Below are 26,599 nucleotides of genomic sequence, written 5' to 3'. Positions count from 1 at the left end.
GACAAGCGGCCTGACCTTCTCGTCCCTCTACCGTTTTGCCCGCTGCAACGTTCATTGTTTGGGGAAACCGGTGCCCCAGCCAATCTCCCTCCTTGTGGGGGAGATGTCCGGCAGGACAGAGGGGGTGTGCCGGGGCATACTTGCTCAATTGGATGCTGAAGAGCCTTTTTACTTTAGCATTGGTGCACTTATACGTCAGCGTCATCCGCCGGAAGCGCTCACCTCGGCCATGCGGCCGACGGATGCTGACGAAATCTCCGACGTGGAGGCACGGATGGTTTTGCATCCTTGGCAGGTAAGGTGCTAAGACCTGTCCATGACCCTATCAACAGAGCTAGACTGTCAGGCCTGCGGCGCGTGCTGTTCCTATTCGAGCGAATGGCCGAGATTCTCCACCGAGAGCGATGCCGACCTCGATTTGCTGCCGGCTCAGTTCGTCTCGGCGGATCAATCAGGCATGCGCTGCGATGGTGAGCGTTGCTCTGCGCTCTCGGGCACCATCGGTTCGAAAGTATCATGCGTGATCTACGGCCTCAGGCCGGACGTCTGCCGCACATGCCTTCCCGGAGACGACGCCTGTTCGACGGCGCGCAAGGCCTTCGGGCTGACTTAGAGCATCTCCGTTTCTTCAAATCACGGAAATGCCCCGTCTCTTTGCTTCACGCAATTCCGGACGCAAGACCGCTGCGCAGTTTTGCTGTGCTCTCGTCGTTTCTACCAACTGCCACTCAATCCAGAAGATCGGCCGGCACCTTGCCGCCGTTTTCCGACAGTTTCTTCATGAGTGCCTTGTGGAGGAAGATATTCATCTTCGCGCTGTCGTTCGTATCGCCGGTGTAGCCGAGCTCGCCGGCCAGTTCCTTGCGTTCGGCAAGGCTCGCATCCATTCCRAGCGCCTTCATGAGGTCGACGATCGAATGGCGCCAATCGAGCTTCTGGCCGGACTTCTTCACGGCGGCGTTCAGGATCTGCTCGATATCGGCACTGCTGGCTTGGGCGGGGCTCGGTTGAGCCGGTGGCGGCGCGCCGGTGGCGGGTTCGGTTACCGGTGGGGACTTGGTGGCTGCCGTGGGCTGAGCGGCAGGGGGAGCTGCGGATGCCGGCTCTGGCACGGGTGCTGCCTGCGCTTTGCCAAAAATCGCGTTCTTGATGCGGTCGAAGACGCCCACGGGGAAACCCTCCTCTTGTGGTTGCTATAGGGAAATGCCCGGACGGAGCCGGGGTTGCCAAATGCTCACCGGGAGAGAAGTAGGGTGGTGAGGCGATCCGCAAAGGCCGCTGACGGGAATCATGGTTCGTGGTGGGCCTTGCTGTATCCGCTGCGGCGCTGAAGGAAGACCCCGCCCCAAACCCATCCTGTCGGATGCCGGGGTCGAGCCACGGGTCTCGACCCGTCCTTCGGACCCCCACAGGTGGGAGGGGCTTAACCTGCTGCACCCGCTTTCCGGATCCTCGCGGGATTATGGAGCAAATGCCACCAACCGATAACGATGCGGCGTTGGCAGCTTTGCGCCACAAGCGGACATTGCGGCTATCGCAGAACTCCGTACCATGCGCCGTGGCACAAGTTAGGAAAACAAGTGTCGCTTTTATCGGGATTTTCGCGAGGATGCTCATGCAGGTAACGATCCAGCTCGTCAGAGATCCGGGTTCACATGAGCGGTCCGCCATTGCCGCGTCGCTGATTGAGTTCAACGCGTCTCGTATCGGGCGTCAGACCGAAGATAAACTGCTGGCCTTAACTGTCACTGAGCCCGAAACGGGAAATATCATTGGTGGGCTTTGGGGCAGCACGATTCATGACCACCTGCATGTCGATCTACTGGTAGTGCCGGAAGCGCTTCGCCATGGCGGTATTGGCCGTCGTCTCATGGCGCTCGCTGAGCAAGAGGCGATAGATCGCGGCTGCCGAGGCGCGTGGCTCACGACCCATAGCTTCCAGGCGCGCGGGTTTTACGAACGGCTTGGGTATGAGGCCTTCGGGATCATGGATGATTTTCCACCGGGACACAGCTTCATCTTCCTCCGGAAGCGATTTGAGACGCCCGGAGACGTAGCGTCATGAACCAGCTGCGGTCATCGCCGCGCAGCACGCCCCTGCGATTGTTGCCGCCGCTGGTGACCATGTCTCGTATCGCTTCGTCGAATTCTTCACCGCCAATATTTGCAATCCCAACACCGCAGGGCCTATGGGCGTTGGCCCACGCTGCCCGAGGCCTGCGGCATCGTCGCACTGATTGCCGACGCCGTCTCCGCGATCCATGTTTTTCACCGGCCGTCTCCGACATTGGGCAATGCCGTGTCGCAGGAATCCTAAGTTTTGCGGCAAAATCGCGGCGTTATGGAGCAAGTGCCACATGGTTCCGCTAGCGTGTAGTGGGGGCTCGCTCGATATGGCCGACAAGGAGCGACGGCGGCGCTATCATTTGCATACTCTCGGGTGCTAAAATCCCGGTGACGAACAGCGAGGGCGACTGCCAGCCCATCAGACGCCAGACTAGGAGACTGTGTCTTGAGATTGCTGACGCGCCTTTTCCGGAGGTTTCTGGTTTTCTGTCTGGGTGTACTCAGCGTTTGGCTGATCGTCTTCGTTGTTTTCGATACTGCGGACCACAGGTTTCCATGGCTCGCTGCGGTGTGCCTCACATATGGCCTGGCTGCTTACGTCATTCTTCCGAGCGTGGTCCGACTGTCCCTGAAGGTTCTTCATCGGGGGCTGATCCCCAGATACACGATCACGGCCGATGGCCTGCCCGGCGATCCTATAAATTTCGCCCTCATCGGCAATCTTCAACAACTCCGGGAGGCCTTTGCAACGGCGGGCTGGTCCACGGCCGACAATTTGGGGATCGCAAGCTCGTTGCGAATGATGCGCGCTTTCCTGATGAACTCTGCCTATCCCACCGCACCTTTCAGCACCTTCTATCTCTTTGGACGACGGCAGGACATAGGATTCCAGGAGCCCATCGACGATAGCCCCCGCAAGCGCCATCACATCCGTTTCTGGGCCCTTAGCCTTGCCCATTCCGAGGACGACATGAGCGCGGCGAGCTTCTGGTTGAATACCGACAGGCCATCGCCCGAGGAGCGCGTCCTATGGGTTGGGGCGGGCACGAGAGATACCGGGCTTTCTCTGACTTGGCTAACATTCCAAGTCACACATAAGACCGATTCCGATACGAACGCCGAGCGCGACTACATAGTCAACGAACTGAGGGCAAAGCAAGTAATCGGGGAGGTCGCGCGGCACCAATCTGGCTCACGTTTGAACACCGGAAAGGTCAACCATTACATTACCGATGGTGAGATCGCGTTTGCCAGCTTGACTGTCAGTGCCACGGGTGCCGGTCACGCCGGTGCCGTTGTCGGGCCGGATACACCCTGATCCGATAAACCAGACCGAATGAGTTCAAAGTGCCGGGCGCCCTTGATCAAGAGAAAGACCGAGTTCCCGCCAGTCTATCGGCCCTGACAGCCAGCGTGCAACGCGCCGAGCTAAATCGCTCGCGACGGTTTGTGGCAAATTCTCCATGGTCCGCATTTTGCGCTTTCCACAGCAGCGGGTGCACGTCTGGAATGGGCTGAACTCGGTCTTCCAACGCGTTCAAATTATGCCGAACTTTCGATCCTAGACTACCGGAAAGCTCGGGCTTTAGGGAATTGGCCCGGCATGGTGCCGGGCTCGGGATAAATACCCGATTTGCATATCGATACGCTCAAGGTGAGGGCCGAAATTTTCATAGAAGGAACGTTTGATACTGTAGTCTACCGCGCGGTTGATTTCGGCTTTCGAGTGGCAGCTTCGCGCCCTGCTGCTCTACTGTAGTTGTGTTTATGTAGAGCGTGCCAGGTTGGCTCTGACCACCAGGTAATGAAAAGGTCTGATCGCGTTAAGATAAGTGAAGCCCAAGACATTGTGGGTATGCACAACGGTTGTCGCGATGAGCAACGTGCCTATCGGAGAACGGCGTCGGAGAAGAGATAGCCGGAAGTCCAAGTGTCGGTCATCAGTACCGAGCACGATTTCGTCCTTGCCCTCCCAGTGGACCGGGAAGAAGTCCACCCGTTCATGGCTGTCTGGGCTCGTCCTAACCGTATCGGAGGTTTTGATGCCAAAGGGCGTAACCATGGCGTCGCGCAGCGCGATTAACGCCTTTTGCCACGCGGGTGGATTGACGAGTGTCCGAGTCGCCAACTCGCGCATGCTCGACTGCTCCGATGCAGTCAAGTCAATGCTGTAGCTATCGAGTAAACTAGCGTTCTCGTACCAGCTTGCAACGACACTTTCCGACGGCGGCGTCGCCCGGCGTATCTGCGGTTTGCGGTGCGAACCCACACTCATGATGATGTCACCTAATCATGGCCGCCAACTGCGGGCGTGTTGCGGTGAAAACCCATGGTCATGATGATGTCATCTGCTCAAGGGACCGTCAATTACGGGCGTGAAGACAAATCGCCTCAGGGCTCGGCCTGTCCGCTGTGGGCCGACAGCGGTCATCATCACTGCGGGCCGATTGGAGTCATCAACCAGCGACTCAATTGCCACCACCGAGTTGGTGGCATTTGCTACATAATAACGGATCCTCGACGTTTCGGGGGAGCGAGGCGGTGCCGCGTCTTAGTCCCTCCCTCTTGTGGGGAGGGGTTGGGGAGGGGTTTTAATCAGAGGACAGACCGGGTTGATCCCCCCGGAATGAACCGAATTGGTGGTCGACAAGTCATGGTGTGTCGGAGGGAGGGTCCGATCACGAAAACTCATTCGCCCGCGGCCCGGCAAGCGTCACGCGCCAGGTCGATTTTGCCCGGAAATCCTGCGTCGCAAGAAATGTATAGGGCGTGGCTCTCCAGGGTTTGACCACGTTGTTGAGATTGTCGAGCACGTAGTCGCCGTCGTCCATGCGGGCGATCAGCACCACGTGGTTCTCGTCATGCGGGCCGATCACCACTGAGAGCGCCAGGCGGTTTGCCGGAAATCCGGCGTCGATCAGGTCCTTCATCTTCTGCAGAGCGTAATCTTCGCAGTCGCCCCGGCCGCCGACGGGCAGCGTCCAGACATCRCCGTTTCCGGAAGAGGAGCGATCCTCCGTCGAGCGGACGGCGAGGTTCACGGCGCGGGTGACCTTGCGCAGAAGCGGCATGCCCGCCTGCTCAACCGGTGCCCGGCCGCCGCCCTGAGCGGATGTCCGATGGCAAAGCCAGCGATAGCTGGCGCAAGCAGAGGCGAACCCCACCGGCGCGCCGATATTCCTGCCAACCGGCAGAGGCTGTCCGGCAAATGCTTGAAATTGCGTAGGAAAAAACACGAGGGAAACAAAACAAAAAAGCCATCGCATGAATCACCTCTTTATTGTGCGCGGGGAAGGTAACATGGTTTATACTAAAACTTTAATAAAATTTATTACTTGCGTAATTAACTATAGATTAATGCTCTGTGCCATTATCCACAGTTTATTCTTGGAGTTAACGGTTCGCTAATATAGGAATTCTCCCAGTTAACGGTTTGTTAACTTTGGGAGAGAAAAGATGATCCGTAAAGCAGCGAAGTATAGCGTCGCCGTTGCTTACCTTCTGGCAAGCAGCAGCCTCACGATGGCCGCGCCGGCAGTTGTCAACTGCGCCAAGGCAGCGCCGGGCACGATTGAGGCCAGGCTGTGCCTGCCAACGAAATCCATCCGCACCGACGATGACAGCCGCACGGTCAATGACGACAGCAGCGGCAATCGCTTCGGCAACCGTTCCGGCGGCAGCTCCGACTCTGGCAAACAGGCGTCGAACCAGACCTCTTCCGGCGATCAGAACAACGGCGGCGATGACGGCAACGGCAACACCGGCGGCTCCGACCCTGGTGATGGCGACGGCGACGGCCCCGGCGATCACGGCGGTCATCACGGCGGCAAGGACCACGATCACCACGGCGGCAAGGATCATGACCACCACGGTGGCAAGGATCGTGACCACCACGGCGGCAAGGACCGCGACCACCACGGCGGCAAGGACCGCGACCACGATGGTGGCAAGGACCGCGACCATGATGGTGGCAAGGACCGCGACCACGATGGTGGCAAGGACCGCGACCATGACGGCGGCAAGGATCGCGACCACGATGGTGGCAAGGACCGCAATGACAAGGGCGGCAACGACCGCAACGACAAGGGTGGCTCTGACAAGGGTGGCTCTGACAAGGCTGGTTCCGACAAGGGCGGCTCCGACAAGGGTGGCTCCGACAAGGGCGGCTCTGACAAGGGTGGCTCTGACAAGGGCGGCTCCGACAAGGGTGGCTCCGACAAGGGTGGTTCGGACAAGGGCGGCTCGGACAAGGGTGGCTCTGACAAGGGTGGCTCTGACAAGGGCGGCTCTGACAAGGGCGGCTCTGACAAGGGCGGTTCGGACAAGGGCGGTTCGGACAAGGGTGGTTCGGACAGGGGCGGCTCGGACAAGGGTGGCTCTGACAAGGGCGGCTCGGACAAGGGCGGCTCTGACAAGGGTGGCTCTGACAAGGGTGGTTCCGACAAGGGTGGTTCCGACAAGGGTGGTTCGGACAGGGGCGGTTCGGACAAGGGCGGCTCCGACAGGGGTGGCTCTGACAAGGGTGGTTCCGACAAGGGTGGTTCCGACAAGGGTGGTTCCGACAAGGGCGGTTCCGACAAGGGCGGCTCTGACAAGGGTGGTTCCGACAAGGGCGGTTCGGACAAGGGTGGTTCGGACAAGGGTGGCTCTGACAAGGGCGGCTCCGACGAGGGCGGTCATGGCGAGGGCAGTCATGACGGCCAGGGCAATGGCGAACACAACCCCGGCTAATCCAGCATCTTGAACCGGGAGGAGGGGCTTCAGGGACGAAGCCCTTCTTTCAATAGCGGTATCGGAAATGCGGCCCCGGCGACGGTGTCTTCTCGTCACCATCTGCCAGGCGCATTCCCTTTCCTCCCTCATTCCTGTGCCCGCGTGCTGGCGCAAAGGAAGTCACAGGAATTCAGGCGTCGCCTCTGCGCAGTGATGGTGCATATGTGCCGCGTAGATGTCATTGCGCCCAAAAGGGGGCGGCGCGAATCTCTGTGAGATAACTCGGACTGGGCCGGGAACACAGAGGTGAGGGAGGAGAGGGGTGTTTGTGAGGGGGCCGGTATCCGGGGAGGGGATGCCGGCTTTGGGGGGGCAGAAGGGGGGTGCCGTGAGGTGCCCCCTTTTTGTTGCGCGGAGTCCTCGAAGGGGTATCCTCCACCCATCCCGATCTGATCCTGCAATCGGATCAGCCGGTCAGATCGGATCGGGATTGTGGAGCAAATGCCACCAACCGATAACGATGCGGCGTTGGCCGCTTTGCGCCACAAGTGGTCGGTGGCAGTTGCTGCCGAAGCCAACTGCAAATTATCAATGTCGCCGCCGCATGTTCGGCGTATGATCCTCCCTGGCAATCGGGGGATTTCCAATGCTTCATCGCACGAAAATCCGCATGGCGACGAGCACCGTGGCTGCCCTGCTGTTCACATATTTGCTGCTTGCCTATTTCGTCATTCCCGAAATCTGGATTTTTCACGATGCCGACCGCGTTGCCAAGGTTGGCGACATGGTCACGACCACCGAGCAGGGTATTCCCGGCGACCCCATCAATGTCGGTCTTGTCGGTTCGAAGGAAAAGGTCATCCGGGCGTTCGCGGCTGCCGGATGGGATCCTGCCGATAAGATTACCTTGCGCACATCGATCGATATCGGACTGAGCGTGGTGCTTGATCGGCCTGATCTCGATGCGCCGGTCAGCCCACTGCTTTTTGAGGGCAGAAAACAGGATCTGGCTTTCGAAAAGCCCGTGGGCAAAAGCGCCGACGAACGCAACCATGTTCGTTTTTGGCTGACCGAACAAACCGGCCCAAATGGCCTCCCGCACTGGCTAGGCTCGGCAAGTTTTGATCGGGGCGTCGGCTTCAGCCACGATACCGGTCAAATCACGCATCATATCGGCCCTGATGTCGACGCAGAGCGAAACCTTGTCATCAGCGATCTTCTCAAGGCCGGGCAACTTTTGTCGAGCTATGAGATCAATGGCATCGGAGCGACCAAAGACGGCCGCAACGGAGGCGGCGATCCCTATTTCACCGACGGAAAGGCTCTCGTCGGCGTGCTTCGAAACCAGTAGCAGGCCGGATATTCAATGTCTTCGGCAGCCGGAAGAGCTCTCGCGTTGAGGGCCGCTCACCGGGCTCGTTCAACCGTGAGGCGGGCGGTTACGGATTTGGGAAAATCGGGAGCTCGGTAGCAATGCAGCAATCCGCAATCGACCGCTTTGCGCCTATCGGTGTCTGTCTTCGAAGGACCACTTTGGGCCGAAAGCGGCCGTTGGTGGCATTTGCTACATAATTCCGGATCGGATTTAGGGGCCAGCAACCCTCTGTCTGGAGGTCAGTTTCGCCCTTTCGATGTCTTCGCCAGCATCTCGCTCAGCGTTGCCGCCGAGAGCATGGCTTCGGCCAAAAGCTTCTTGAGCTTTTGGTTTTCTTCCTCCAGTGCTCTCACCCTTTTGGCGGAGAGACCGCCGCTTCCGAACTGCAGGGATTGCCACCGATAGAAGGTCGGCTCGCTGATGCCGTACCTGTGGCAAACATCTGCCACCGTCACCCCGGCCTGGTGCTCCTTCAGGATGCCCGTAATCTGGTCGTCGTCGAATTTTCTCTTGCCCATCACAGTCTCAGTCCTCGCGAAATGCTCTGTTGAAACTGTCGAGGAGTGGTCTGATGGCATAGAGCGCCACGCTGCTTTGGCCGGTTTCGATCAGTGTCTGCGCGGGCATGCCCGCGACCAGTTCGACATTTCTCATTTTCGCCAACCGCTCGTCCGTTACGCGAATTGTCGCGGCATAGTAGGGCTGGCCGCTCTGCTGATCGATGAGACGGTCCGCTGAAACATATTCGACACGACCTTTCAGGAGTGGAACGCGCCGCTGATTGTATGGAAGGAGGTGAACCTGTGCCTCGAGCCCTGCACGGACGAGATTGATGTCCTCAGGCCTGACATGGGCAGATACGATAAGGCGATCGGCGCGTGGCAAGAGATCGACGAGCGGTTCACCGGCGCCGATGACCCCACCGATTGTGTGGATGCGCAGGTTCATGATCGTTCCATCTTCGGGAGCACGGATATCGGTCCTCGAAACCTGGTCGTCGATCGCCCGCAAGCGCTCGCGCAACTGCATGATCCGGCTTTCCGTATCGCGCATGCCCTGGGCGACTTCGTTCAACCGGTCGCTCTCAAGCTTTGCGAGATCGGCCTGTGACTCGCTGATCACCTGATAGGCGCGGGAGATCTGTGCCTCTACTTCACCCTGCCGGCCATCAAGGTCTGCTTTTTCCCGCTGGAGGTTGAGAAGTCTGCTCTTCTTTTCCAGTCCTTTGGCGTTGAGGGCAGTAACCTGATCCATTTCCTGGCCCGAGATCGTGGTCCTGTCGGCCAGTGATGCCTTCTGTGCGCCAAGTCCGACGATCTCCTGCCGCACCTGCGCGATTTTTTCATTGATGATGCCAATTTCCGCCTGCATGACCCGGCGACGGGCTTCGAAGATTTTCTGTTGCCCGGTCAGAATCTCGCTGACCGAAGGATATCGGTCCATGGCTGCCCTCAGGTCGTCAGGATAGGCGATATGGTCGCTGCCCGTCTGCTCCGCAAGCAGGCGGGCGCGGCTTCCTTCGGCGTCCCAAAGCTGCCCTTGAATGCTGTCGCGCTCCGAGCGGGACTTCGTGTCGTCGAGCTCTATCACGATCTGCCCGCCCATGACCGTGTCGCCGTTTTTGACGAGGATCCGCCGCACGATCCCACCTTCCAGGTGCTGAATGGTCTTGCGGCTGGTTTCCGGTTCGATAATGCCCGATGCGACCGCGGCGCTTTTCAGCGGCGCCAGGGCCGACCAGGTCCCCAATCCGACGATGAAGACCAGGATCAACAGGTTGCCCGTCCAGACAACGCCTCTGAGCCCCGGCATGGGCGAAGGAGGGGCGGGGCCGTGCTGGGGATCGATGACCGGAAGATAGGTTGTCTGTTGCACAGCTGGCGCTGTCGATCGTCGAGCCAACCGCAGACCCGTTCTTGACAGATCTGAAAATTTCGCCAGCGCTACGTTCAATTGAACAAGGGTCACGGCGGCGTCCCTCCCTATGTTCCTGTTCGAGACGGTGGCTGAAGATAGGTGTCGTAAATCCGGTCACTGTCGCCGAAGGCAGTCACCGTCCCGTTACGCATGATGGCAATCTTGTTGGTGACCGGCAGGATCCCCATCCGGTGCGTTATGATGACGACGGTCATCCCCCTGGATTTCATGCGCTCGATTGCCGTGAACAACATGCGTTCGCCGTCATAATCCAGGCTCGAATTCGGATCGTCGAGGACGATGAGAGATGGATTTCCATAGGCTGCGCGCGCCAGTCCCAGCTGTTGGCGCTGAGCCCGAAGGAGCAGGTTTCCCCCTTCGCCGATATCGGTCTCATAGCCCCGGGGCAGCCGCATGATCGCTTCGTGCAATCCCACCAGCTTCGCGGCGTCGATCGCCTTGCCGGGATCTCCTCCGTCCAGCCGGCCGATCACATCCTTGATCGCTCCGCCGAAGAGTTCGATGTCCTGCGGCAGGTATCCGACATGGCGGGTTCCCCCGCAAAGGCGGAGCGCCGAGATATCGACGCCGCCAAGGAGAACACATCCGCTCGTTGCCTGCACAACGCCGGCTATGACGCGACCGAGTGTCGATTTTCCCGATCCCGACGGACCGATCAGCGCTACGCAATCGCCTGGCGCGAGGCGCAAGGTGATATCAGTCAATATCGGCCGATCGGCGAATGGCCTGACATAGCTGACATTATCGAGAATGAGGCCATTGGGTTCCGGTATCGGCACTACTCGGCCGTCTTGTTCCGATGCAACTGTTATCAGCATTCTATTCAGGCGATTGAAGGCATTGCGCGCAAACGTGAAGGAGCGCCATGCGCCTATTGCGCCCTCGATTGGTGCAAGCCCGCGCCCGAGCAGCAGGCTCGCAACGAAGATGATGCCGGGACTGCCGCTGTTTACGAGCACCAACCATGTGGCCGATCCCATCATCAGGATTTGCGCGAGTGTGCGGATCGATTTGGAGAAACCAATAATGATCTCCGTGCGATGCATCGCGACGTCCTGCGCCTTTCTTGCCATTTCCGCATCGCGATAGACGATCTGCGCTGCGCCATCCTGCATGCCCATCGCCCTGATCACCTCGATGTTCTTCAGGGCGATCGCAAATCGCAGATAGCTGCTCGAAAGGGCAAAATTGGCCTGGGTAAGCGGCTCTTTCGTCGCCAGCTCCGTCATGACCGCAAACAGCAGAAGTGCAACTGCGCTCAGAAGACCGATGGCCCCGAGCAGCGGATGAACGAGAAAGAGCAGGAGCAGGAATACCGGCGCCCAGGGAACGTCAAAAAAGAGAGAGCTGGCCGGTGAATCGAGAAACTGGCGCAATGCAGCCAGGTCCCTGTAGCACTCCGTGGCGGCTCCCGCATTGGCAAGAGTGGCATATTCGAATGATGCCGTGAGCACCATGGGCCGCAGCCTGTGGTCCAGCCAGCTGCCGATGCGCGAAAGAGCTGCCCTGCGCACGATATCCAGCATGGACCCGACCAGCACGGCGATGGCGATGATCAAGGTCAGCATCAGGAGCGTGTCGGCGCTTCGGCTCGACAGGACCCTGTCATAGATCTGCAGGAGATAGATGGAAGGCGCCAGAAGAAAGAGATTGTAGCCGCAGCTATAGAGGAAGACTAACCCGAAGGCGCCGGCGCAAGCTCGGAGCGCAACAACGAGGTGGGTCTGCGGGTGCGATGGTTTTACGGAAATCGTTGCCATTATCAGATCTCGCTGCATTTGATACTGACACGAAGAGAGCGCTTGCTGGTTCAGCAATACAGGAGGGTCGCCAGCAGAAGCCGGCGACCCTCAGAGCCTTGAGTTCAGGAGCCAAGATGGCTTACGTCGATATGGCCGAAGGCGTTTATGAAATGATCGAGAGCATTGTTCACCGTCGTCGTTTCGGGATTTGTGTGAACCACTGCTGACGAGATGTCGCCGCCCAGAGCGTTGTTCCCGTTGCCGCCGTTGCCGCCGACGCCTGCGAGGATGGTGGCATGCTGGTCAGCCACAAGTTGCGTATACTGTGTTGCGGTCGTAGCCGCATTCACCGTAGCCGTGTCGCCGCCGCTCGTGTTTCCTTGACTGCCGTTGGAGGTAGCCGCTCCCCCTGCGCCACCGGCGCCGCTGGTGAGCGATGCCAGGAAGCCGTTCTGGGCCTGGCTGAAGCCACCGGGTCCACCGCCGCCGGCGTCCCAATCTGCCCCCTGCCAAACGTGATCGCCGTTGTGCAGATGGGTATCTGCCCCGTAGACCGTTTGCACGGGATCTACATAGGCAACCGGGTTGTAGTCGATGTTGCCATGATTGATGCCATCGCCGCCGTTGCCGGCATTCGCGTCACCTGCATCCGGGTTGTGGAGATAGATCGTGTCAGACATTTGAGGAATAGGCATTGATGTCGCTCCTTCTACTTCGTTTCTACCGGGTTTATTCTACGGTGTTTCCCCCTACGGTGTGATTATTCAGGATGCCACCGCCAGCCAATACAACCGCGGCCGAATATTGCCTGCGATTTAATATTTGAACCATCTAGATATTCGGTGACGTTCTTTTGGATGTATACTTGAAAGTGGCGGAGCGTTGTTTTGAGCTTGTTTTTGATGATTTGGCGCCGGATGGCATTGTCATGAACATATCTGCGACCTCACCGAAGCGCCGCCGCTTTTCGAAGCTCKGCCGCCCAAGCGAACCGGCTCTATTGCTGGGTTCTGATCAGGCTGCGCCTGGCGGAGGAGGGCTGAAAGACTCTCATGACACGCCGCGAGAACGGGGGGTAAAGGATGCAGGGCCTCCACCCCCGAAGGCGGATTTAGTGCTCGCAAACGCGCACAAGGGGCGCTGCGGCCATGACAGCCAAATGGCTACAGAACTAGCCAAGGGGATGTAGACGAATTGCAGGCTCCGCTTTTCGTCCGTTCAGATGCACAATGCCTGAACAATTCAGGGCCTGAACAATTCAGCCTACATCCGCTGCACGCTCGGTTGCCGTGCGGTTGTCCGCGGAATGGAGACGGTAATGACGGAAACTCGTCCCTCATCGGAAGACCTGCCCAAGTCAGGCTCCGATCAACACCTCGCTTCCAACGTGGCCGCGGGGCATCTGGCATTGGTGCCGACCTGGCTTCCCTTGGATGTCGCTTCCGGTCCAGGCTATAGCTCAGCCGGCAGCGGCGGTGATGGAATAAGCGACGGCGTGATCAGCAGCAATGCATTGGCCGTCTTCATGCCGTCCAATGCCGCTATTGCGGGACCGCATTCGGCTGCCGACGCCGTCCAGGGCAATGATGCGTTCATCAATCAGCATCCCACCGAAATGGCCGGGATAGGCGGGAATGGTGGAAGCGGCAATGTTGCCATCGGCAGCGGCGAGGGCGCCAGTCATGCCGGCAGCGGCGGCACTGGTCTCTTCTACGGTGGGCTCGTCAGCACCGAAACCGCGGTGTTTGTCCCCGTCAATACGGCCGTGGCGGTGGGCCCTGGCGCGGAGGCTCACGCCCTGCAAACGAACAACGCACTGTTCCTGCAGGGCGCAACCCAGATCGGCGGCATGGGCGGCTCGGGCGGAGACCATAATGCTGCGGGCCATGACGCGTTGAGCCAGGGGACGTCGCTTACATTGAACGGCGACTTTTATGCGGGCCACGGCGGCAATGGATATTTCGTCGGCAGCATCGTCGACGTGAGTATTGCCATATTCTCACCGATCAACATCGCGATCGGCGCCGCGGGCGGCTCGGCTGAGGCGCATCAGACAAACAATGTCATTTTCGATCAGGGCGCTGTGCAGATCGCCGGCATCGGCGGCAATGGCGGTGGCTTCAACCTGTCGTCGGACACGATTTTCACCGGCAACCATGCGGGCGGCGGTGGCGGGGTGGGATCGTCAACCGGCAGCATGGTCGACGTCAATTTCGCCTATTTCCATCCCATCAACATTGCCGTTCCCGCCGGTGGGACGGCGGACGCCCAACAGGTCGATCATGTTCTCTATGACCAGCATGCGCTCCAGATGGCCGGTATCGGGGGGCACAGCGGAGAGGGCAACCTCACAGACGCCCATTCGGCTCTCGTCGACGACATTCTGGGCTTCATGCATAGCTAGGATCACGACCCATCAACTGAACAAAATCTCGCAAGACGACTGCGAGCCTCCGACGGATCTCAATCAGCCAGTCATGGGCAGCCGGTCGATGCGGCGGTGAAAACCGCCAACTGAGCATCGAAAGCACGCTCGAAGGCGGGCCGCGCTTCGCCGCGGGCGACGTAGGCGGAGAGATTCGGATATTCCTCCAGAATGCCCGATCGTTTCAACCTGCGCAGCACCGACACCATCATCAGGTCGCCGGCGGTGAAGACACCGTCGAGCCAGTCGGCATCGCTAAGCCGGACGGAAAGGTCGCCCAATCGATCACGGATACCTTCCTCGACGAGAGGCCGGCGCTGCTCGTACCAGGGCTCGTCGAGGCCGCGGTTGATGATCGGCGGCTCCACCGTGCTGAGCGCAGCGAACATCCAGGTGATCGCGCGGGCGCGGGAATTCGCATCGTGTGGCAGCAGGCCTCTATGGCGCTCTGCGATATGGAACACGATCGCCCCGGACTCGAAGAGAGCGAGATCGCCTTCCTCATAGGCCGGGATTTGCCCGAAGGGCTGACGCGCGCGGTGCGCCGGCTCCTTCATCGCTTTGAACGAAACAAGGCGAACCTCGTAAGGCTGTTCCACTTCTTCGAGCGCCCAGCGAACGGGCATGTCACGCGCCAGTCCCTGGCCGCGATCAGGCGACCGTTCAAAGACGGTAATGGTGGGGGTGATCCTGTCGGTCATCGTCGTCTCCTTTTGGCCTGCTATCCGAGAGACGATTGAAACCGGACCGGTCCGACAACGCCAAAACCGGCAGCGAAGCATTTATTCATGTCTATTTCGGCTAAGTTCGGTTTGGATTGAGATGCCAGCTGATGTTTGCGTCAATGGCCCCCAGTTATTCAGTAATCATAAAGGGTTACCGGCGATCTCGGGCTTTTGTCGCTTTTCGCGCTGGTCGTTTCGCTGGAGAGGTCGGCGACTGATTTGAACTAAGTTATGGGAACAAAGCCGAGCCGATCGGCAGCGCGTTCTATCAAACGGCTCTCTCCAGAAAGGATCTGTAGCAGATCGCCTGCCTTTTCAGTGCCTTTGAAAGCTTTGTTGACGCGCTTGCCGTACGTGAATTCGACGAAGACTGGTAAGTCTGCAGCGACAAGTCGCTTCAACAGCGCCTCATAGATAAGCTTTCAAAAGTGCTCTACGGATACAGTTGTCTCTCACCGGATTCTTATAGACTATAAGAATTATCATGAGAGATCAGACTATTGATGCCCGTAATACACTCATTTTTTATCATGACATGAAGCGAGAACAGGAATATTGTGAATAGCTGTTGGGTTGCAAATCTTCTGGGGAGCACGCAAGTGTCCGACAGTGCCAAGACTAAGCGCCGAATGGGGCGCACTGCACCAACTGTGATCATAATCGAGCATTCTACACTGGCGCGCACCACCGTGGTGAAGCTTCTTGAGCATGAACTCGCCGGTTGGAACTTTATCGATTTGATCTCGACCGAGAGCCTCGACCGAGCTCTTGGAGCTGAGGTGCGTTTGATTGCATTGGATTTGGCCGGCAGAAGTATCGAGAGCACTAACCTGCGTGATGACCTTGCGGCCATTGCTGCACGTTTTCCTGAGGCTCCTATCACGTTGCTCTCAGGGACTGACGACGCCTTCATAGCCCGTCAGGCGCTCACGATGGGTATCCGCGGCTTTTTCACGACTTCACTGCCCATTGATATCGCCCTTGCCGGTCTTCGTCTTGTTCTGGCAGGGGGAACATTTTTCCCGCAGCTCATGGGAGCTGTTACAAACGGCTCGAACGAGCATATCCCGGTCAGAACCGAGGCCGAAAGAAGGCTGGACGACAGGATGCAGTACCTGGCGATTGCCGAATTCACTCCGCGGGAAGCGGATGTGCTGGCAGAGCTGCAAAGCGGCTGCTCAAACAAGGTGATTGCGGGAAAACTCAATCTGTCGGGGCATACGGTGAAGATGCATCTGCAGCACATCATGCGCAAGCTGCAGGCGCAGAACCGTACTGAAGTGGTTGCCCGCCTGGTTCAAAGAGCCGCCGGGCATGACGCCGCGCCGAGTTAGGCAGGGTCGCCAGGGAAGGGCGCTGTCGCAACGTGAGAAGGGCAGGCGCCACCCGGCGGGGACGTGATCATCAAGGAAGAAGTCGTAGAAGAGCTGCGCTGGAGCCGACTGACATCCCATCATCGCTCGATCCTCCGCAAATCAGTGCGACACGATTGAATCATAGGACACGAAGGTGGGCAATTGGCTCGTCTTCGCGATGTCAGTTCTTGTCGGCGTCACATGACCTATGCATATCTTAGCTGCATGAAGATACGGTTGATCTCTGCAGATTTGTTCAGCTTTGAAGGAAACCTGGATTGGACGAATCCTGTCGCGATCCGCATCGAGCTTTCAAATAATTTTGCCATCAGAGTACGCTGCTCCGGCGATGGAGAGAGTGTCATCGCGGACGATCAAGCTCTTGAAGGTCCCGTTGACATGGCAGAATTCGGGAAGATTGAAATCCACCAACTCATAGATCACATCGACGAAGCGATTTTAAGCTCTGAGATCGCCACGGTGAATGAGGTTTTGGGCGGAAACAGTAGTGTCGTCGGACTAGCTTTCATCAACAACGAAACGACAATGCTCTGCATCTGGAACTACGGCGACGAGCTACATTACGGGGACTTTACCGCGATGGCAGAGCAGGATTGGGGAGCGGCACTCCGTGTCTCCACCAAATGCTACGACTTGAGATAGGGGTAGTGCCGCCCTTTCAGCATCAATAGGTTCGCCGATCTGGTTTTTCAACGATATCGGCCGGAAGCTGCCGAGTGACTTCGGCCGGATCGCGCCAATTGTGGTCAAACTGCTTTCATGATCTTTTCCGTCCTGACAGCGCCTGTCCGGAGAGAACCATGTGTCCAATCCAGCAAGAACAACTTCAGCGGATATTGATCTTCGGCAATGGCGGGACCGGTAAGAGCTGGCTCGCTCGTCAGATCGGTGTCTTGATCGGCTGTCCAGCGATCCATCTCGATGATGTGCGTTGGGTTCCCGGTCAGTATGGGATAGCGCGAAACAATCGACTCGTGTTCGACGAGGTCGTTGAAGCTGCAAAGGCAGAGGCCTGGTTGATGGAAGGGGTCTACGGCTGGCTGGCGGAGGCTGTGCTGGAGCGAGTGACGACCTTGGTGTGGATCGACCTTCCCGAGGATGAGTGCGTCGCGAATGCAACAGCTCGAGGCACTCAAGGTGGTGGCAGCGAGGAAGGTTTCAAAGAACTGATCGAGTGGATCAAAGAGTATCGCCAGCGCAAGGACTCTTCGACCTCCTATTCAAGCCATCAGAAGCTATTCGATGCCTATGCAGGTTCCAAGATAATCCTCAGGAACAGGGCTGAGATCGGCGCATATGTAGAGAGTGTCCGTGCGATGACCGCTTAGGGCCTAGAGCAATCTCGAAGCACGTCGCATCAAACCTGTTCCAGGCGACGCGCTTCAGGAATTGATTTTTCGGATATCTTCGATGCCGGCCAGGACCGAGCCTCCAAGACCGAGCCTCGTTAGCCAAACCGTTCCACCAGGAAATCGATCACCGTCCGCAACATCGCCGTCGGCCGCCGGTTTGGCGCGTAGACAAGGTACATGGGGACAGGCCGGTAGGACCATTCCGGAAGCACCGGCTCGAGCCGCCCTTCGGCGATGTCAGCCGCCAGCAGCAATTCCGGCTGAAGCGCGATTCCCGCGCCGCTGAGCGCTGCCATGCGCAGCGCCGCACCCTGGTTGGTCGAGAATTTTCCGGAAATCAGTACATCGCGCATTTCATCTCCCGGCCCGATCAGGTGCCAGCGATCCTGCATGCGCCAATAGGAGTGGCCAAGGCAGAGATGGTGCGCGAGATCCTCCGGCGAGGCCGGCCGGCCATGGCGGGCGAGATAATCAGGCGAGGCTGCGAGAATCCGCCGATAGGGGGTCAGCGGGCGGGCGACCAGGCTGCTGACCGATAGCGGGCCGATGTGGATGCCGAGCTCGAAACCCTCGCCGACGAGGTCATGGACGTTGTTGTCGAGCGATAGCTCGATGCTGACGTCGGGATAGGCGTTCTGATAGTCGATCAGCGCCGGCACGAGGTTCTGCGTCCCGAAGCTCACCGGCGCAACCAGCCGAAGCCGGCCGCGCGGCGCCGATTGGAGTTCGCTTGCCGAAGCCTCGGCCAGCGCCACTTCGGCCAGCGCGCGCTTGCAGCGCTCGTAGTAGAGCTGACCAATCTCCGTCAGCTGATGGCGCCGCGTGGTGCGATGGATGAGCTTCGCCCCGAGCCGGGCCTCGATCGTCTTGATTTGCTTGGCAACCATGGCGGGCGACACGCGCGCGATCTCTGCCGCTGCCGCAAAACTGCCGGCGTCGATAACCCTGACGAACGTTGCCATGCCAGCCAGCTTGTCCGTGATTACCTACCTGTAGGTTTCGAATGGCGATACCTGCAGCTTATTTATCAACCGCGGCATTTACAACATAGTCGTCATGCCCGAGCCAAGGCGACGGGACATTCCAACGTGACCAAGGAAAAAACATGCCCATTCTTCACCTGCAGATGCATCCCGGCCGCACCGACGATCAGAAACGCGCCTTCGTGCGCGAAGCCACCAGGGCCGCCGTCGAAACCCTGGCGTGCCCGCCTGAATCGCTGGAAATCCTGATAACGGAGATCGGCAAGGATTCCTGGGCGGTCGGCGGCAAGCTGAAGTCCGAGGCCTAAAGCGTGTCGCGCAAAAGTGTGCAGCGGTTTTGCGATAACGACACGCGAAAACAAGAATCTAAAGTGCGACAAGCGAATCTGAAAGATCGCGACGCGCTTTAGAGACGGCCCGCGGTGCCTCGAGCATCGGCCCGGAAATCGCAATCGATTTTCGGGCAGCCTGATGCGATCGTCAAAGAGGCAGACCGTCTTTTGGGCACCCGCCAGCGCGTGGCCTTGGCGCCTTCAATCCCCGTTACCATTTCTCACGAATTGCCACTCGATACCGGTAATCCGCGTCGGCTTGACAATGTGCATGCGCGCCTGCAGCAGCCGGAGGGTTGGAACGAGCTTTTGGGGATCCGCAATCTCTGCAGGGACGGGTCTGCCCATCTCCTTGTAATGCGACTCCATTTCTTCCCTGAAGTCTCTGATATCGAAGGTGTCTACACCTGCGTTGTACCAGTCTACCAGGATGACATCGCATACAATATCAAGGCTGTTTGGGTCGTCGGCATCGAGCAGGGGCGGCATTGGCGGACCTTCTGAAGATGGAGTTCATCCTTAAGCGTCCCCCGAGGCAGTCTGTTCTGACGTCGTTTCGTCAGATAACTGGCGAAGACATTGGGGCTCGCCACCCAGCACCAAGACGAGCCCCAGCCCCGGTGCTTGTCTCATCTGCGCCCTTCACCGTGACAATGCGATTAGACGCCCGCGCATGACGCGCAGCAATTCGACCAGTTGGATTAACTCGGCGGTTCGCGCCAGAAAATCCCAGTTTCTGCGGGATTTTTTTCGCCTGGAGCTTGCGAATAAACCTGTGGATAAAATTGGAACCGTGCATTGTGATTAGCCTGCTGCGACCACTGGTTAATCCTCTCGGTCCGGTAGCGCCCATCTACCCATACGGATCGTAATCCACCGCCGCCTTGTGGGCGGCAAGGTACGAACGGCGCGAAGTCCGAGACCTGTCTCACTTGATGTCAGGGCGCGGGGTGAACGCTTATGGCGTTTTTGAGCGATGGCCGAGATCGGCCCAACTCGAACGCTCAATTTAGCTTGGTGGAGGACCGCTCGCGAGCCTAAAGCTGTCCTTCAGCGTTTTCGCTTCCCTATTCGACAACTTCATCAGCTCGCTCGATCATGGCTTTTGGAACGACGAGTCCTAGTGCAGTCGCAGCCCCCTTATTGATCGCCAGGGCGTACTGTGCCGCGTACTGAACGGGCAGATCGTCGGGCCTTGCTCCCCGCACGATTTTGTCGATGTACACGGCGGACATGCGCCATTGGGTACCGAGATCCTGCCCGTAGCTGACCAGCCCGCCGCTCCTGACCATTTCGGCGATGCCGTATATGGCTGGCACCCGGTGCTTCGCCATCGCTTCCACCACCGCTTTGCGGTTCGCAAAGGGAAACGTGTGGGGCACCACAATCATGCCGGCGCGGGTATCTCCTGCAACGTCGGCAGCGGCACGTTCGATATCGTTCACGGTATCGACGTGGACCTCGCCGATTTCCGCGCTCTGAGACGCGACGGCCTTCCACCCGGCAAGCGCGGCAGGCGAGACCGAGGCCGGATTGGAGAAGATCGCCAGACGATTGATGCCTGGGGCGATCTCCTTGAGGTGGGACACCCATTTGGCCGCGATATCGGCCTGAAATCCAGCAATTCCTGTCAGATTCCGGCCTGGGTGGTCCAAGCTGGCGACGAGGCCCGCCGCGACCGGATCGAAGGTGCCGACAAAGACGATCGGTGTGGTCGTCATCACCTGCGCAAGGGCGGTTGCCGCGGCCGTCGAAGCGGTGACCACCACATCGATTGGAAGCGCGGCTAGCTCGCTGCCGAGACGCCGGAACGCCGCGACCGTCCCATCTGCCTGACGGACTTCGAGGGAAAAGGCACCCTCGTCGAACCAGCCAACGTCCCGCAGACCATCCCGCAACGATGCCAGGAATTGATCATTGCCGGGCACAGGTAGAAGCACTCCAATCCGTACAGGTAGGTGAGGCTGCATTGTGTCCTCCGTGATGCGACGCCTGTGGGCAGCAATCTTCCGAATTCAGGGTCTGCATTGCAAGCAGCCGACGGAGCGGTCTGATCCCGCCTACAGCAGCTTTCGGTCCGAAGCGGCCATGATGCCCGGTCGCATCTGCGGCCGAATCCCGCAAATCCGCCACGCCGCTACCCATAGACATCATAGTCCACCGCCGCCTTCACCCGGTCCCCGCCCGGTGACGCAGCTTCTTGACCACTGGCTGCGTGAAGGTCAGCGCCAGCGCATCACCCTCATTGGGCGAGGGCAGGCCGCGGTCCTTGATGTCTTCCTTGCTTTCGAGCTGGATCTTGCCGTCCAGCCGCGCCACGGTCTCCGGGCCTACCAGATCCTGATAGAGCGCCTCATTGGCGGGATCGATCGCGCCGCTGATCGAGTGTTTCGACTGGGCTCCGGCTCCTTGGGGCTGTCGCTGAGGAAAGCAGTTAATCAGCATATAATCGGATTATTGACAAAATTTCGTTGAAAATGCTAATTTGACCCGCAAGCGAGGTATTCTATGCTCTACAAGCTTGAGATCGAAAACTTCTTCTCCATCCGCGATCCGCAGGTGCTCGACCTGACGGTGGACGGAAAAGTGCCTGATCCTGAAGGCCGTTATGCTCCCATCTTCGAGGGCGCGGACGTGCGCGCGCCGAAGGTCGTCGCGCTCTATGGCGCGAACGCCTCGGGCAAAACGACGGTGTTGCGCGCGCTCGAATTCGTTGTGACGATGATCCGCGACAGCGTAGTGCGCACTGCGCCAGGCTTCGCTGGTATTGAGCGTTTCAACGATGTGGAATCCGCCAATCGGCCGATCCGGTTCGCGATCGAGCTGGGCGGTATCATGAACCTGACGCCGGAAGTCTATCAGCGCGCCACAAACGGCGAAAAGGTCGAGCAAGGCACTTACCGCTACGAACTGGAAATCGAACTCAAGGACGGGCTCGCCGTACGGATTGCGTCCGAGGCGCTGCGCCAGAGGCCGAACGGCCTAGGGAAATGGCAGCGAGTCTATGAACGCGATGCCGAGGGCAAGGTGAAGGACTCAAAGACCTTCAGCCTCTCGGGCTTCCAGCACCTCGTGAAGACACTCGCCGGCAATCACACGGTGCTGTCGTCGTTCGCGAAATTCCAGCACCCGACCGCGCAGGTTCTCGTGGATACAGCGCGCAAAGCCGTCTTCCAAATTGAGCCTGTGCACTCCTTCGCCGATCGCGACGTGATCGACTATCTGAAGAACCAGCCCGACGTCGTCTCGCGATTGAGGGATGAGCTAAGTCGCATCGACGTGGGTGTGGAAGGGATGCGCTTTCAGAATACGGACAACGGGCCGCTGCTGCTGTTCAAGCATGCGGGGCTTGAGGTCGAAATGCCTTGGCTGATGGAAAGCCACGGCACGCGGGCCTTTATCAAAATGTTCCCGTTCATCGTAAGCGCGCTGGACACGGGTGGTATCGCCGTGATCGACGAAATGGACGCGGCCATTCACCCGAACATGCTGCCCGAGCTAGTACGATGGTTCTATGCGGCTTCGGGGCGCAACAAATTCGAAGCACAACTCTGGCTTTCCTGCCATTCGGCTTCGCTGCTTGATGACCTCAACAAAGAGGAAATCGTGATCTGCGAAAAGGATCGGCAGGGCCGCAGCCATCTTTACAGCCTTATGGACGTGAAGGTGCGCCGCGACGAGAACCACTACCGCAAATATCTGAGCGGTGCATACGGCGGGGTTCCACATCTCGGATGAATCGTCGTCGCACGCCATATATCGAGCTTCGCCGTCCGGTATATATCGGCTGTGAGGGCGCGTCAGAAGTCGGTTATGCCGGTTTTCTGCAAGACTTGATCCGCGATGCCAATTTGCCGGTGCACCTGCACGTTGACGAATTAGGGCCTGGGGCAGGCGATCCGCTGTCGCGTATCGAAATGGCAGTGCTGCGCCTGAAGCTGCTCGAGAGAAAACGTGGTGCACCTGCGGAACGCTTCGCGTTTTTGGATTTTGACCAGGCCGAGCGCGATCCGCAGCGCGCCGAGCGAACGAGCAAGCTCGCGGCCGACAACCGAATCACGATCCTCTGGCAACGACCCTGTTTTGAGGCGGTGCTGCTGCGCCATCTGGAGGGCAAGGCGGCCCACCGCCCGCCCGATACGCCGGGGGCGATAAAGGCGCTCGAGAAGGAATGGCCGGAATACAAAAAGCCCATGACGCGCGCCAATCTAGCGCGCCGAATTGATCGGGATGCCGTCCTGCGGGCGGCAGCTGTTGAGGCCGAACTGCAAGCCCTGCTACGCTGTATTGGGGTGCTCTAGCTATCGGATACGCGCGACTTCCACGCGCTCGGCAACGGTCAACTGACGGCAACGGCAGCTTCACCACGCACTTCCCGGAACCGGACATTCCTGAATCGGCCCTATGGCGGCCATGATGTCCGGTCGCATCTGCGGCCGAATCCCGCAAATCCGCCACGCCGATCTACCCATAGACATCATAATCCACCGCCGCCTTCACCCCGGTCCCCGGCCGGTGACGAATCTTCTTGACCACCGGTTGCGCGAATGTCAGCGCCAGCGCATCCCCCTCATTGGGCGAGGGCAGGCCGCGGTCCTTCATGTCTTCCTTGCTTTCCAGCTGGATCTTGCCATCCAGCCGCGCCACGGTCTCCGGGCCTACCAGGTCCTGATAGAGCACCTCATTGGCGGGATCGATCGCGCCGCCGGCCTTCAGCCAGCGCTTCATCTGGCCCCAGATATAGGCGCGCATATTGTAATAGCCGGGGTCCAGGACCTTGGTGGAGCCGAACCAGACGAGCTGCCAGGGGCGGCCCATGACCGTGCCGGCGCTGACGATGCCGGTGCCATAACCGGCGTCCACGAAGACCGCATCGGCCTCATACTCGTCCTCCAGCCGGGCGATGAGATTGGCGACCTCGATATCATTGTCGTTGCGGGCAATGGTCGCTAGCCGCTTCGAATAAAGGCCCTGGCGCAGCATGATCACGGTCGGATCATCGCCCGTCCAGGCGGGGTCGATGCCCAATATGACAGGCGCGAAAGCATATTGCTCGGAGCGAAGATGGGTGCTGCGCGCCCTGTCTGCATCGTCGGCGGAGATGAACTGCATGGCGGACTGGCTCGGAAACTGGCCGCGCACGCGCACCTTGACGATATCGCTATCCTCGCCGTGATCGTCCACGAGACGTTGAAGGAACTGCTTGTTGGTGCCCGGCACCGAGCGGCTGTCGATCTGCCTTCCCACCCAGCGGTGGCGGAAGCGGCGGAAACATTCGCGAAAACGGCCGCTGTTTCTCGTCGGGTTGCCGAAGACGATCCAGATGATGACGGTGTCCTCATCCGTCAGCGCGCCCTCGGCCACTTCCCAGACCTTGTCATGGATCTTCGAGGCCTCGTCGAAGAGCAGAAGGATGATGCGGCCCTTGTTGTGCAGGCCGGCGAAGGCCTCCGTATTGTGCTCGCTCCAGGAGATGAAATCCTGCCGCCAGCTTTCGCTGCGATCGGGATCGCGCGACTTGATCGACATGGCCTGCACATCGAACCAGTGGGCGGTGATCGAGAGGCGAAACCATTTGCCGATCTCGGGCGCCGTCTTGGTGCGCAGCTGGCCCTCGGTATTGGCTGTCGTGACCACCTTGCAATCGGCAAAGCAGGACATGGCCCAGTTCGAGAGCATGCCCATTTCCGCCGATTTGCCGATGCCGTGGCCGGAGGCGACTGATATCTGCAGCGGCTGGTAGCGGGTTTCGGGGTCGGCCAGATGGGCGCCGATCAGATCGTTGATCTCGTCCTGCCAGGGGCGCGGGCCATCGTAACCTGCGAGTTCGCCCACACCCCAGTCCCAGGCAATCTGGCTCCAGCGCTTCGGGCTGAAGCGGCAGCCGGCGGCAAGGTCGATGATCTCGTCATTGGGATCGCTGACTTCGCTGCCGGAGGGCAGGGGCTTTCGAGGCATCATGGGCCTATTGCGCCTCGCCATCATTGCCTTCACTGCGCCTTTGCGCCCGCTCCAGTCGCTCGGCAAGCGCGCTCAGGCCCTTATGCTCGACGATCTCCTTGAAGGCATTGATGCGGATATGCTTGCCGATCAGCTCCAGCCGGCGCAGCCGCTCGGCGAATTTCACCTTTTTCACATGGCCGATTTCGCGACGCTCCTTGCCCGTGCCCTCGTAGAGCGCGGAGATTTCGACATCCGTCACCAGCCCCTGCCGCCAGATGGCAGGCCATTCCCGGATCGGCTTGAGATCGCCATTCTCGTCATAGAGATCGCCGAGATCGGCCTCGGCTTCGGCCGCGAGCCGCGTCAGCAGCCAGTCCGCATCGATCCTCGTGCGCTCGGAGCGCTCCGCCTTCGCCCTTGCTATGGCTGCGGCGATATCAGGCTTCTTCAGCAGCTGATAGGCAGTCACCGCCGCTGCGCGCGTCGAATAACCCGCCCTTATCGCCGCCTGCGCGCCGATGGGATCGACGAGATATTCCTCCACAAAGCGCTGCTGCCGCGCCGTCAATTCGCTCATGCCATCACACCTCGGTTTGCCGAGGAGATAACCTGATAATGGTTGGTGCAATGAACGGAAAGGCAACGGAGAATTGTGAACGACGGGCGGGAACCTTTCCGGAGCCTATGCGTTTGGTGCCTCAGCCGCTTTTCGTGCCACGCCATTCCGGAGGAAAATGGATCGATCTGCCTACCTCAAAGCAAGAAATTCCCCGTGGAATACGCTCGTCACACATATCCAAATCTTAACGACCTGATCTTTTGAACGAAAAGCTATTCGTTACGCGAAGCATTGAATTGATTAGGGATTTATTAGAATAGAGGAGCTCGCTGATGCTTGAAAAACTTAAGAATGCTATCGGTGCATCTGAAAAGGCGCGCCGAGACAGGGAAATCAGCAGAATTGGCTATAGCGAAGAGCCTTCGAGGCTCGTCGTCGAATTTTCCGACGGCAGCTTGCACACCCATGTCGATGTCATCGAAGGGCACATTGTCGGCCTGCGCATTGCCGAGGACAAGCTGGATTTCTACGAATCCCAGATCGAGCCGTCGAACCGCCCGCTGGAAGCCGAAGGTGCGGGGCGGAGATGAGCCGAACCCATCACGGGCAAGGGGGCGAGCACGGGGGGCGGCATGACTACGCGGCAGGTGCTGCTGCCGCGCCCGGCCAGCGCGGGGCGCAGTCTCAAGACATCTCCGGGGATCCCGGCACCCGCCCGAGGGTGGCGACGCTGGAACTCGCATCGCATCTGATCAGGGAGATCACCTATGATCCTGCGACAAAGGTCCTCGAAGTCGAGCATCGCCTGAAAGGCCGCCGCCGATATTTCGACGTGCCTCCCGCCGTTGTCCTGAACCTGATCACCGCGCCATCGCCCGGCTGGTATTACACGCAGCACATCCGCGATGCCTTCCCCCGCGACGACGAACCCCATCGGCACTTTTCCTTCCCCCGGCTTTTCTCCCGCAGCCCTCATCACTGAGACAGGCAGACCATCGGAGCCGCGGCCCGATGAGGGGCCGATGCTGCAGGCATGGCTGCAAACGGGGCTAAGTCATTGATCCTGAAT

Annotated in this window: 28 protein-coding genes and 1 pseudogene; 13 read left to right on the top strand and 16 right to left on the bottom strand. The window is 59.2% G+C overall.

The window, feature by feature from the left end:
• The first annotated feature begins 316 nt into the window (after nt 1-316).
• Nucleotides 317-613: a YkgJ family cysteine cluster protein gene (locus AC1DTN_RS28965; RefSeq protein ID WP_113325194.1), complete on the top strand. Its 297-nt coding sequence runs from the start codon at nt 317-319 to the stop codon at nt 611-613.
• Between the two features lie 115 nt (nt 614-728).
• Here the strand turns inward: AC1DTN_RS28965 and AC1DTN_RS28960 are convergent, their stop codons facing one another.
• Nucleotides 729-1,169, bottom strand: coding sequence for a DUF3597 domain-containing protein (locus tag AC1DTN_RS28960; protein ID WP_439015518.1), 441 nt, complete (start codon nt 1,167-1,169; stop codon nt 729-731).
• 446 nt (nt 1,170-1,615) lie between these two features.
• On the opposite strand from AC1DTN_RS28960, the gene AC1DTN_RS28955 reads away from it, so the two are divergent.
• Together AC1DTN_RS28955 and AC1DTN_RS28950 are read left to right on the top strand one after the other, a co-directional pair.
• Nucleotides 1,616-2,065, top strand: coding sequence for a GNAT family N-acetyltransferase (locus AC1DTN_RS28955; protein ID WP_442205483.1), 450 nt, complete (start codon nt 1,616-1,618; stop codon nt 2,063-2,065).
• Between the two features lie 447 nt (nt 2,066-2,512).
• Nucleotides 2,513-3,385, top strand: a complete 873-nt coding sequence (locus AC1DTN_RS28950) for an LssY C-terminal domain-containing protein (RefSeq protein ID WP_477923695.1) — start codon at nt 2,513-2,515, stop codon at nt 3,383-3,385.
• 447 nt (nt 3,386-3,832) lie between these two features.
• Here the strand turns inward: AC1DTN_RS28950 and AC1DTN_RS28945 are convergent, their stop codons facing one another.
• The 3 genes from AC1DTN_RS28945 to AC1DTN_RS28935 form a co-directional block, all read right to left on the bottom strand.
• On the bottom strand, nt 3,833-4,342 hold the full coding sequence (locus tag AC1DTN_RS28945) for a DUF2867 domain-containing protein (RefSeq protein WP_113324882.1): 510 nt from the start codon (nt 4,340-4,342) through the stop codon (nt 3,833-3,835).
• Between the two features lie 403 nt (nt 4,343-4,745).
• Entirely contained in the window at nt 4,746-5,333 is a 588-nt protein-coding gene (locus AC1DTN_RS28940) for a transglutaminase-like cysteine peptidase (protein WP_477923694.1), read from the bottom strand.
• A 127-nt stretch (nt 5,334-5,460) separates the two neighbouring features.
• Nucleotides 5,461-6,747: a pentapeptide repeat-containing protein gene (locus tag AC1DTN_RS28935; protein ID WP_477923720.1), complete on the bottom strand. Its 1,287-nt coding sequence runs from the start codon at nt 6,745-6,747 to the stop codon at nt 5,461-5,463.
• Between the two features lie 703 nt (nt 6,748-7,450).
• Between AC1DTN_RS28935 and AC1DTN_RS28930 the strand changes: the two genes are divergently transcribed.
• On the top strand, nt 7,451-8,131 hold the full coding sequence (locus AC1DTN_RS28930) for an LssY C-terminal domain-containing protein (RefSeq protein ID WP_477923693.1): 681 nt from the start codon (nt 7,451-7,453) through the stop codon (nt 8,129-8,131).
• A gap of 263 nt (nt 8,132-8,394) precedes the next feature.
• Here AC1DTN_RS28930 and AC1DTN_RS28925 read toward each other — a convergent pair whose 3' ends face one another.
• From AC1DTN_RS28925 to AC1DTN_RS28910, 4 genes are all read right to left on the bottom strand, one after another.
• Nucleotides 8,395-8,673 carry a transposase gene (locus AC1DTN_RS28925; protein WP_007827499.1) on the bottom strand — a complete coding sequence of 93 codons (279 nt, stop codon included), beginning with the start codon at nt 8,671-8,673 and terminating at the stop codon, nt 8,395-8,397.
• A 7-nt stretch (nt 8,674-8,680) separates the two neighbouring features.
• Nucleotides 8,681-10,123: an HlyD family type I secretion periplasmic adaptor subunit gene (locus tag AC1DTN_RS28920; protein WP_477923692.1), complete on the bottom strand. Its 1,443-nt coding sequence runs from the start codon at nt 10,121-10,123 to the stop codon at nt 8,681-8,683.
• A 14-nt stretch (nt 10,124-10,137) separates the two neighbouring features.
• Complete coding sequence (locus tag AC1DTN_RS28915; RefSeq protein WP_439015512.1) at nt 10,138-11,853, bottom strand: type I secretion system permease/ATPase; 1,716 nt, start codon at nt 11,851-11,853, stop codon at nt 10,138-10,140.
• Between the two features lie 104 nt (nt 11,854-11,957).
• Entirely contained in the window at nt 11,958-12,530 is a 573-nt protein-coding gene (locus tag AC1DTN_RS28910) for a PE-PGRS family protein (protein ID WP_439015511.1), read from the bottom strand.
• A gap of 623 nt (nt 12,531-13,153) precedes the next feature.
• Here AC1DTN_RS28910 and AC1DTN_RS28905 point away from each other — a divergent pair.
• Nucleotides 13,154-14,239, top strand: a complete 1,086-nt coding sequence (locus AC1DTN_RS28905) for a hypothetical protein (RefSeq protein ID WP_477923691.1) — start codon at nt 13,154-13,156, stop codon at nt 14,237-14,239.
• Nucleotides 14,240-14,310: 71 nt separating this feature from the next.
• Here AC1DTN_RS28905 and AC1DTN_RS28900 read toward each other — a convergent pair whose 3' ends face one another.
• Nucleotides 14,311-14,949 (bottom strand): glutathione S-transferase family protein, encoded by a 639-nt coding sequence (locus AC1DTN_RS28900; protein ID WP_477923719.1) that lies wholly within the window; start codon nt 14,947-14,949, stop codon nt 14,311-14,313.
• A 260-nt stretch (nt 14,950-15,209) separates the two neighbouring features.
• The gene (locus AC1DTN_RS28895) at nt 15,210-15,386 is read right to left on the bottom strand and encodes a hypothetical protein (RefSeq protein ID WP_477923689.1); all 177 of its coding nucleotides are present in this window, start codon (nt 15,384-15,386) and stop codon (nt 15,210-15,212) included.
• Nucleotides 15,387-15,614: 228 nt separating this feature from the next.
• Here AC1DTN_RS28895 and AC1DTN_RS28890 point away from each other — a divergent pair, with 228 nt between their 5' ends.
• The 3 genes from AC1DTN_RS28890 (at nt 15,615) to AC1DTN_RS28880 (ending at nt 17,689) form a co-directional block, all read left to right on the top strand.
• Nucleotides 15,615-16,319, top strand: coding sequence for a response regulator transcription factor (locus tag AC1DTN_RS28890; protein WP_439017240.1), 705 nt, complete (start codon nt 15,615-15,617; stop codon nt 16,317-16,319).
• 258 nt (nt 16,320-16,577) lie between these two features.
• On the top strand, nt 16,578-17,003 hold the full coding sequence (locus tag AC1DTN_RS28885) for a hypothetical protein (protein ID WP_477923688.1): 426 nt from the start codon (nt 16,578-16,580) through the stop codon (nt 17,001-17,003).
• Between the two features lie 158 nt (nt 17,004-17,161).
• Complete coding sequence (locus AC1DTN_RS28880) at nt 17,162-17,689, top strand: P-loop NTPase family protein (protein ID WP_477923687.1); 528 nt, start codon at nt 17,162-17,164, stop codon at nt 17,687-17,689.
• A 119-nt stretch (nt 17,690-17,808) separates the two neighbouring features.
• Here the strand turns inward: AC1DTN_RS28880 and AC1DTN_RS28875 are convergent, their stop codons facing one another.
• On the bottom strand, nt 17,809-18,675 hold the full coding sequence (locus AC1DTN_RS28875; RefSeq protein WP_477923686.1) for a LysR family transcriptional regulator: 867 nt from the start codon (nt 18,673-18,675) through the stop codon (nt 17,809-17,811).
• 137 nt (nt 18,676-18,812) lie between these two features.
• On the opposite strand from AC1DTN_RS28875, the pseudogene AC1DTN_RS28870 reads away from it, so the two are divergent.
• Nucleotides 18,813-19,004 (top strand): annotated as a pseudogene (locus tag AC1DTN_RS28870) (4-oxalocrotonate tautomerase); the annotation flags it as partial.
• Nucleotides 19,005-19,229: 225 nt separating this feature from the next.
• Here AC1DTN_RS28870 and AC1DTN_RS28865 read toward each other — a convergent pair.
• The 3 genes from AC1DTN_RS28865 to AC1DTN_RS28855 all read right to left on the bottom strand — a co-directional run bounded on the left by AC1DTN_RS28865 (nt 19,230) and on the right by AC1DTN_RS28855 (nt 21,473).
• Entirely contained in the window at nt 19,230-19,517 is a 288-nt protein-coding gene (locus AC1DTN_RS28865) for a hypothetical protein (protein ID WP_113324981.1), read from the bottom strand.
• A 578-nt stretch (nt 19,518-20,095) separates the two neighbouring features.
• Nucleotides 20,096-20,998 carry an ABC transporter substrate-binding protein gene (locus tag AC1DTN_RS28860; protein ID WP_439015507.1) on the bottom strand — a complete coding sequence of 301 codons (903 nt, stop codon included), beginning with the start codon at nt 20,996-20,998 and terminating at the stop codon, nt 20,096-20,098.
• A 199-nt stretch (nt 20,999-21,197) separates the two neighbouring features.
• Complete coding sequence (locus tag AC1DTN_RS28855) at nt 21,198-21,473, bottom strand: hypothetical protein (protein ID WP_439015506.1); 276 nt, start codon at nt 21,471-21,473, stop codon at nt 21,198-21,200.
• A gap of 63 nt (nt 21,474-21,536) precedes the next feature.
• On the opposite strand from AC1DTN_RS28855, the gene AC1DTN_RS28850 reads away from it, so the two are divergent.
• Together AC1DTN_RS28850 and AC1DTN_RS28845 are read left to right on the top strand one after the other, a co-directional pair.
• Nucleotides 21,537-22,766: an AAA family ATPase gene (locus tag AC1DTN_RS28850; protein ID WP_439015505.1), complete on the top strand. Its 1,230-nt coding sequence runs from the start codon at nt 21,537-21,539 to the stop codon at nt 22,764-22,766.
• On the top strand, nt 22,763-23,329 hold the full coding sequence (locus AC1DTN_RS28845) for a hypothetical protein (RefSeq protein ID WP_439015504.1): 567 nt from the start codon (nt 22,763-22,765) through the stop codon (nt 23,327-23,329). Before AC1DTN_RS28850 ends, AC1DTN_RS28845 begins: the two co-directional genes overlap by 4 nt.
• Nucleotides 23,330-23,492: 163 nt before the next feature.
• On the opposite strand, the gene AC1DTN_RS28840 is transcribed toward AC1DTN_RS28845, so the two are convergent.
• Together AC1DTN_RS28840 and AC1DTN_RS28835 are read right to left on the bottom strand one after the other, a co-directional pair.
• Nucleotides 23,493-24,989 (bottom strand): terminase, encoded by a 1,497-nt coding sequence (locus AC1DTN_RS28840; RefSeq protein WP_477923685.1) that lies wholly within the window; start codon nt 24,987-24,989, stop codon nt 23,493-23,495.
• A 4-nt stretch (nt 24,990-24,993) separates the two neighbouring features.
• Complete coding sequence (locus AC1DTN_RS28835; protein WP_477923683.1) at nt 24,994-25,548, bottom strand: terminase small subunit; 555 nt, start codon at nt 25,546-25,548, stop codon at nt 24,994-24,996.
• Nucleotides 25,549-25,862: 314 nt separating this feature from the next.
• Between AC1DTN_RS28835 and AC1DTN_RS28830 the strand changes: the two genes are divergently transcribed.
• Nucleotides 25,863-26,120 carry a KTSC domain-containing protein gene (locus tag AC1DTN_RS28830; protein ID WP_113324987.1) on the top strand — a complete coding sequence of 86 codons (258 nt, stop codon included), beginning with the start codon at nt 25,863-25,865 and terminating at the stop codon, nt 26,118-26,120.
• Nucleotides 26,117-26,512 carry a KTSC domain-containing protein gene (locus AC1DTN_RS28825; RefSeq protein ID WP_477923681.1) on the top strand — a complete coding sequence of 132 codons (396 nt, stop codon included), beginning with the start codon at nt 26,117-26,119 and terminating at the stop codon, nt 26,510-26,512. The genes AC1DTN_RS28830 and AC1DTN_RS28825 overlap by 4 nt, the downstream gene beginning before the upstream one ends.
• The last annotated feature ends 87 nt before the right edge of the window (nt 26,513-26,599 follow it).

This window comes from Rhizobium sp. 01T444 (assembly GCF_056398305.1).
This window is presented reverse-complemented; position numbering and strand designations above follow the sequence as displayed.

Excerpts from the sequence above, each read along its gene's own strand:
- AC1DTN_RS28890 (WP_439017240.1), top strand. The coding sequence starts at position 15,615 with ATGGGGCGCACTGCACCAACTGTGATCATAATCGAGCATTCTACACTG.
- AC1DTN_RS28915 (WP_439015512.1), bottom strand. The coding sequence starts at position 11,853 with ATGGCAACGATTTCCGTAAAACCATCGCACCCGCAGACCCACCTCGTT.
- AC1DTN_RS28955 (WP_442205483.1), top strand. The coding sequence starts at position 1,616 with ATGCAGGTAACGATCCAGCTCGTCAGAGATCCGGGTTCACATGAGCGG.
- AC1DTN_RS28860 (WP_439015507.1), bottom strand. The coding sequence starts at position 20,998 with ATGCAGCCTCACCTACCTGTACGGATTGGAGTGCTTCTACCTGTGCCC.
- AC1DTN_RS28935 (WP_477923720.1), bottom strand. The coding sequence starts at position 6,747 with ATGACCGCCCTCGTCGGAGCCGCCCTTGTCAGAGCCACCCTTGTCCGA.
- AC1DTN_RS28910 (WP_439015511.1), bottom strand. The coding sequence starts at position 12,530 with ATGCCTATTCCTCAAATGTCTGACACGATCTATCTCCACAACCCGGAT.
- AC1DTN_RS28865 (WP_113324981.1), bottom strand. The coding sequence starts at position 19,517 with ATGCCGCCCCTGCTCGATGCCGACGACCCAAACAGCCTTGATATTGTA.
- AC1DTN_RS28825 (WP_477923681.1), top strand. The coding sequence starts at position 26,117 with ATGAGCCGAACCCATCACGGGCAAGGGGGCGAGCACGGGGGGCGGCAT.
- AC1DTN_RS28965 (WP_113325194.1), top strand. The coding sequence starts at position 317 with ATGACCCTATCAACAGAGCTAGACTGTCAGGCCTGCGGCGCGTGCTGT.
- AC1DTN_RS28835 (WP_477923683.1), bottom strand. The coding sequence starts at position 25,548 with ATGAGCGAATTGACGGCGCGGCAGCAGCGCTTTGTGGAGGAATATCTC.
- AC1DTN_RS28840 (WP_477923685.1), bottom strand. The coding sequence starts at position 24,989 with ATGATGCCTCGAAAGCCCCTGCCCTCCGGCAGCGAAGTCAGCGATCCC.
- AC1DTN_RS28930 (WP_477923693.1), top strand. The coding sequence starts at position 7,451 with ATGGCGACGAGCACCGTGGCTGCCCTGCTGTTCACATATTTGCTGCTT.
- AC1DTN_RS28845 (WP_439015504.1), top strand. The coding sequence starts at position 22,763 with ATGAATCGTCGTCGCACGCCATATATCGAGCTTCGCCGTCCGGTATAT.
- AC1DTN_RS28855 (WP_439015506.1), bottom strand. The coding sequence starts at position 21,473 with ATGCTGATTAACTGCTTTCCTCAGCGACAGCCCCAAGGAGCCGGAGCC.
- AC1DTN_RS28875 (WP_477923686.1), bottom strand. The coding sequence starts at position 18,675 with ATGGCAACGTTCGTCAGGGTTATCGACGCCGGCAGTTTTGCGGCAGCG.
- AC1DTN_RS28830 (WP_113324987.1), top strand. The coding sequence starts at position 25,863 with ATGCTTGAAAAACTTAAGAATGCTATCGGTGCATCTGAAAAGGCGCGC.
- AC1DTN_RS28850 (WP_439015505.1), top strand. The coding sequence starts at position 21,537 with ATGCTCTACAAGCTTGAGATCGAAAACTTCTTCTCCATCCGCGATCCG.
- AC1DTN_RS28880 (WP_477923687.1), top strand. The coding sequence starts at position 17,162 with ATGTGTCCAATCCAGCAAGAACAACTTCAGCGGATATTGATCTTCGGC.
- AC1DTN_RS28945 (WP_113324882.1), bottom strand. The coding sequence starts at position 4,342 with ATGAGTGTGGGTTCGCACCGCAAACCGCAGATACGCCGGGCGACGCCG.
- AC1DTN_RS28925 (WP_007827499.1), bottom strand. The coding sequence starts at position 8,673 with ATGGGCAAGAGAAAATTCGACGACGACCAGATTACGGGCATCCTGAAG.
- AC1DTN_RS28905 (WP_477923691.1), top strand. The coding sequence starts at position 13,154 with ATGACGGAAACTCGTCCCTCATCGGAAGACCTGCCCAAGTCAGGCTCC.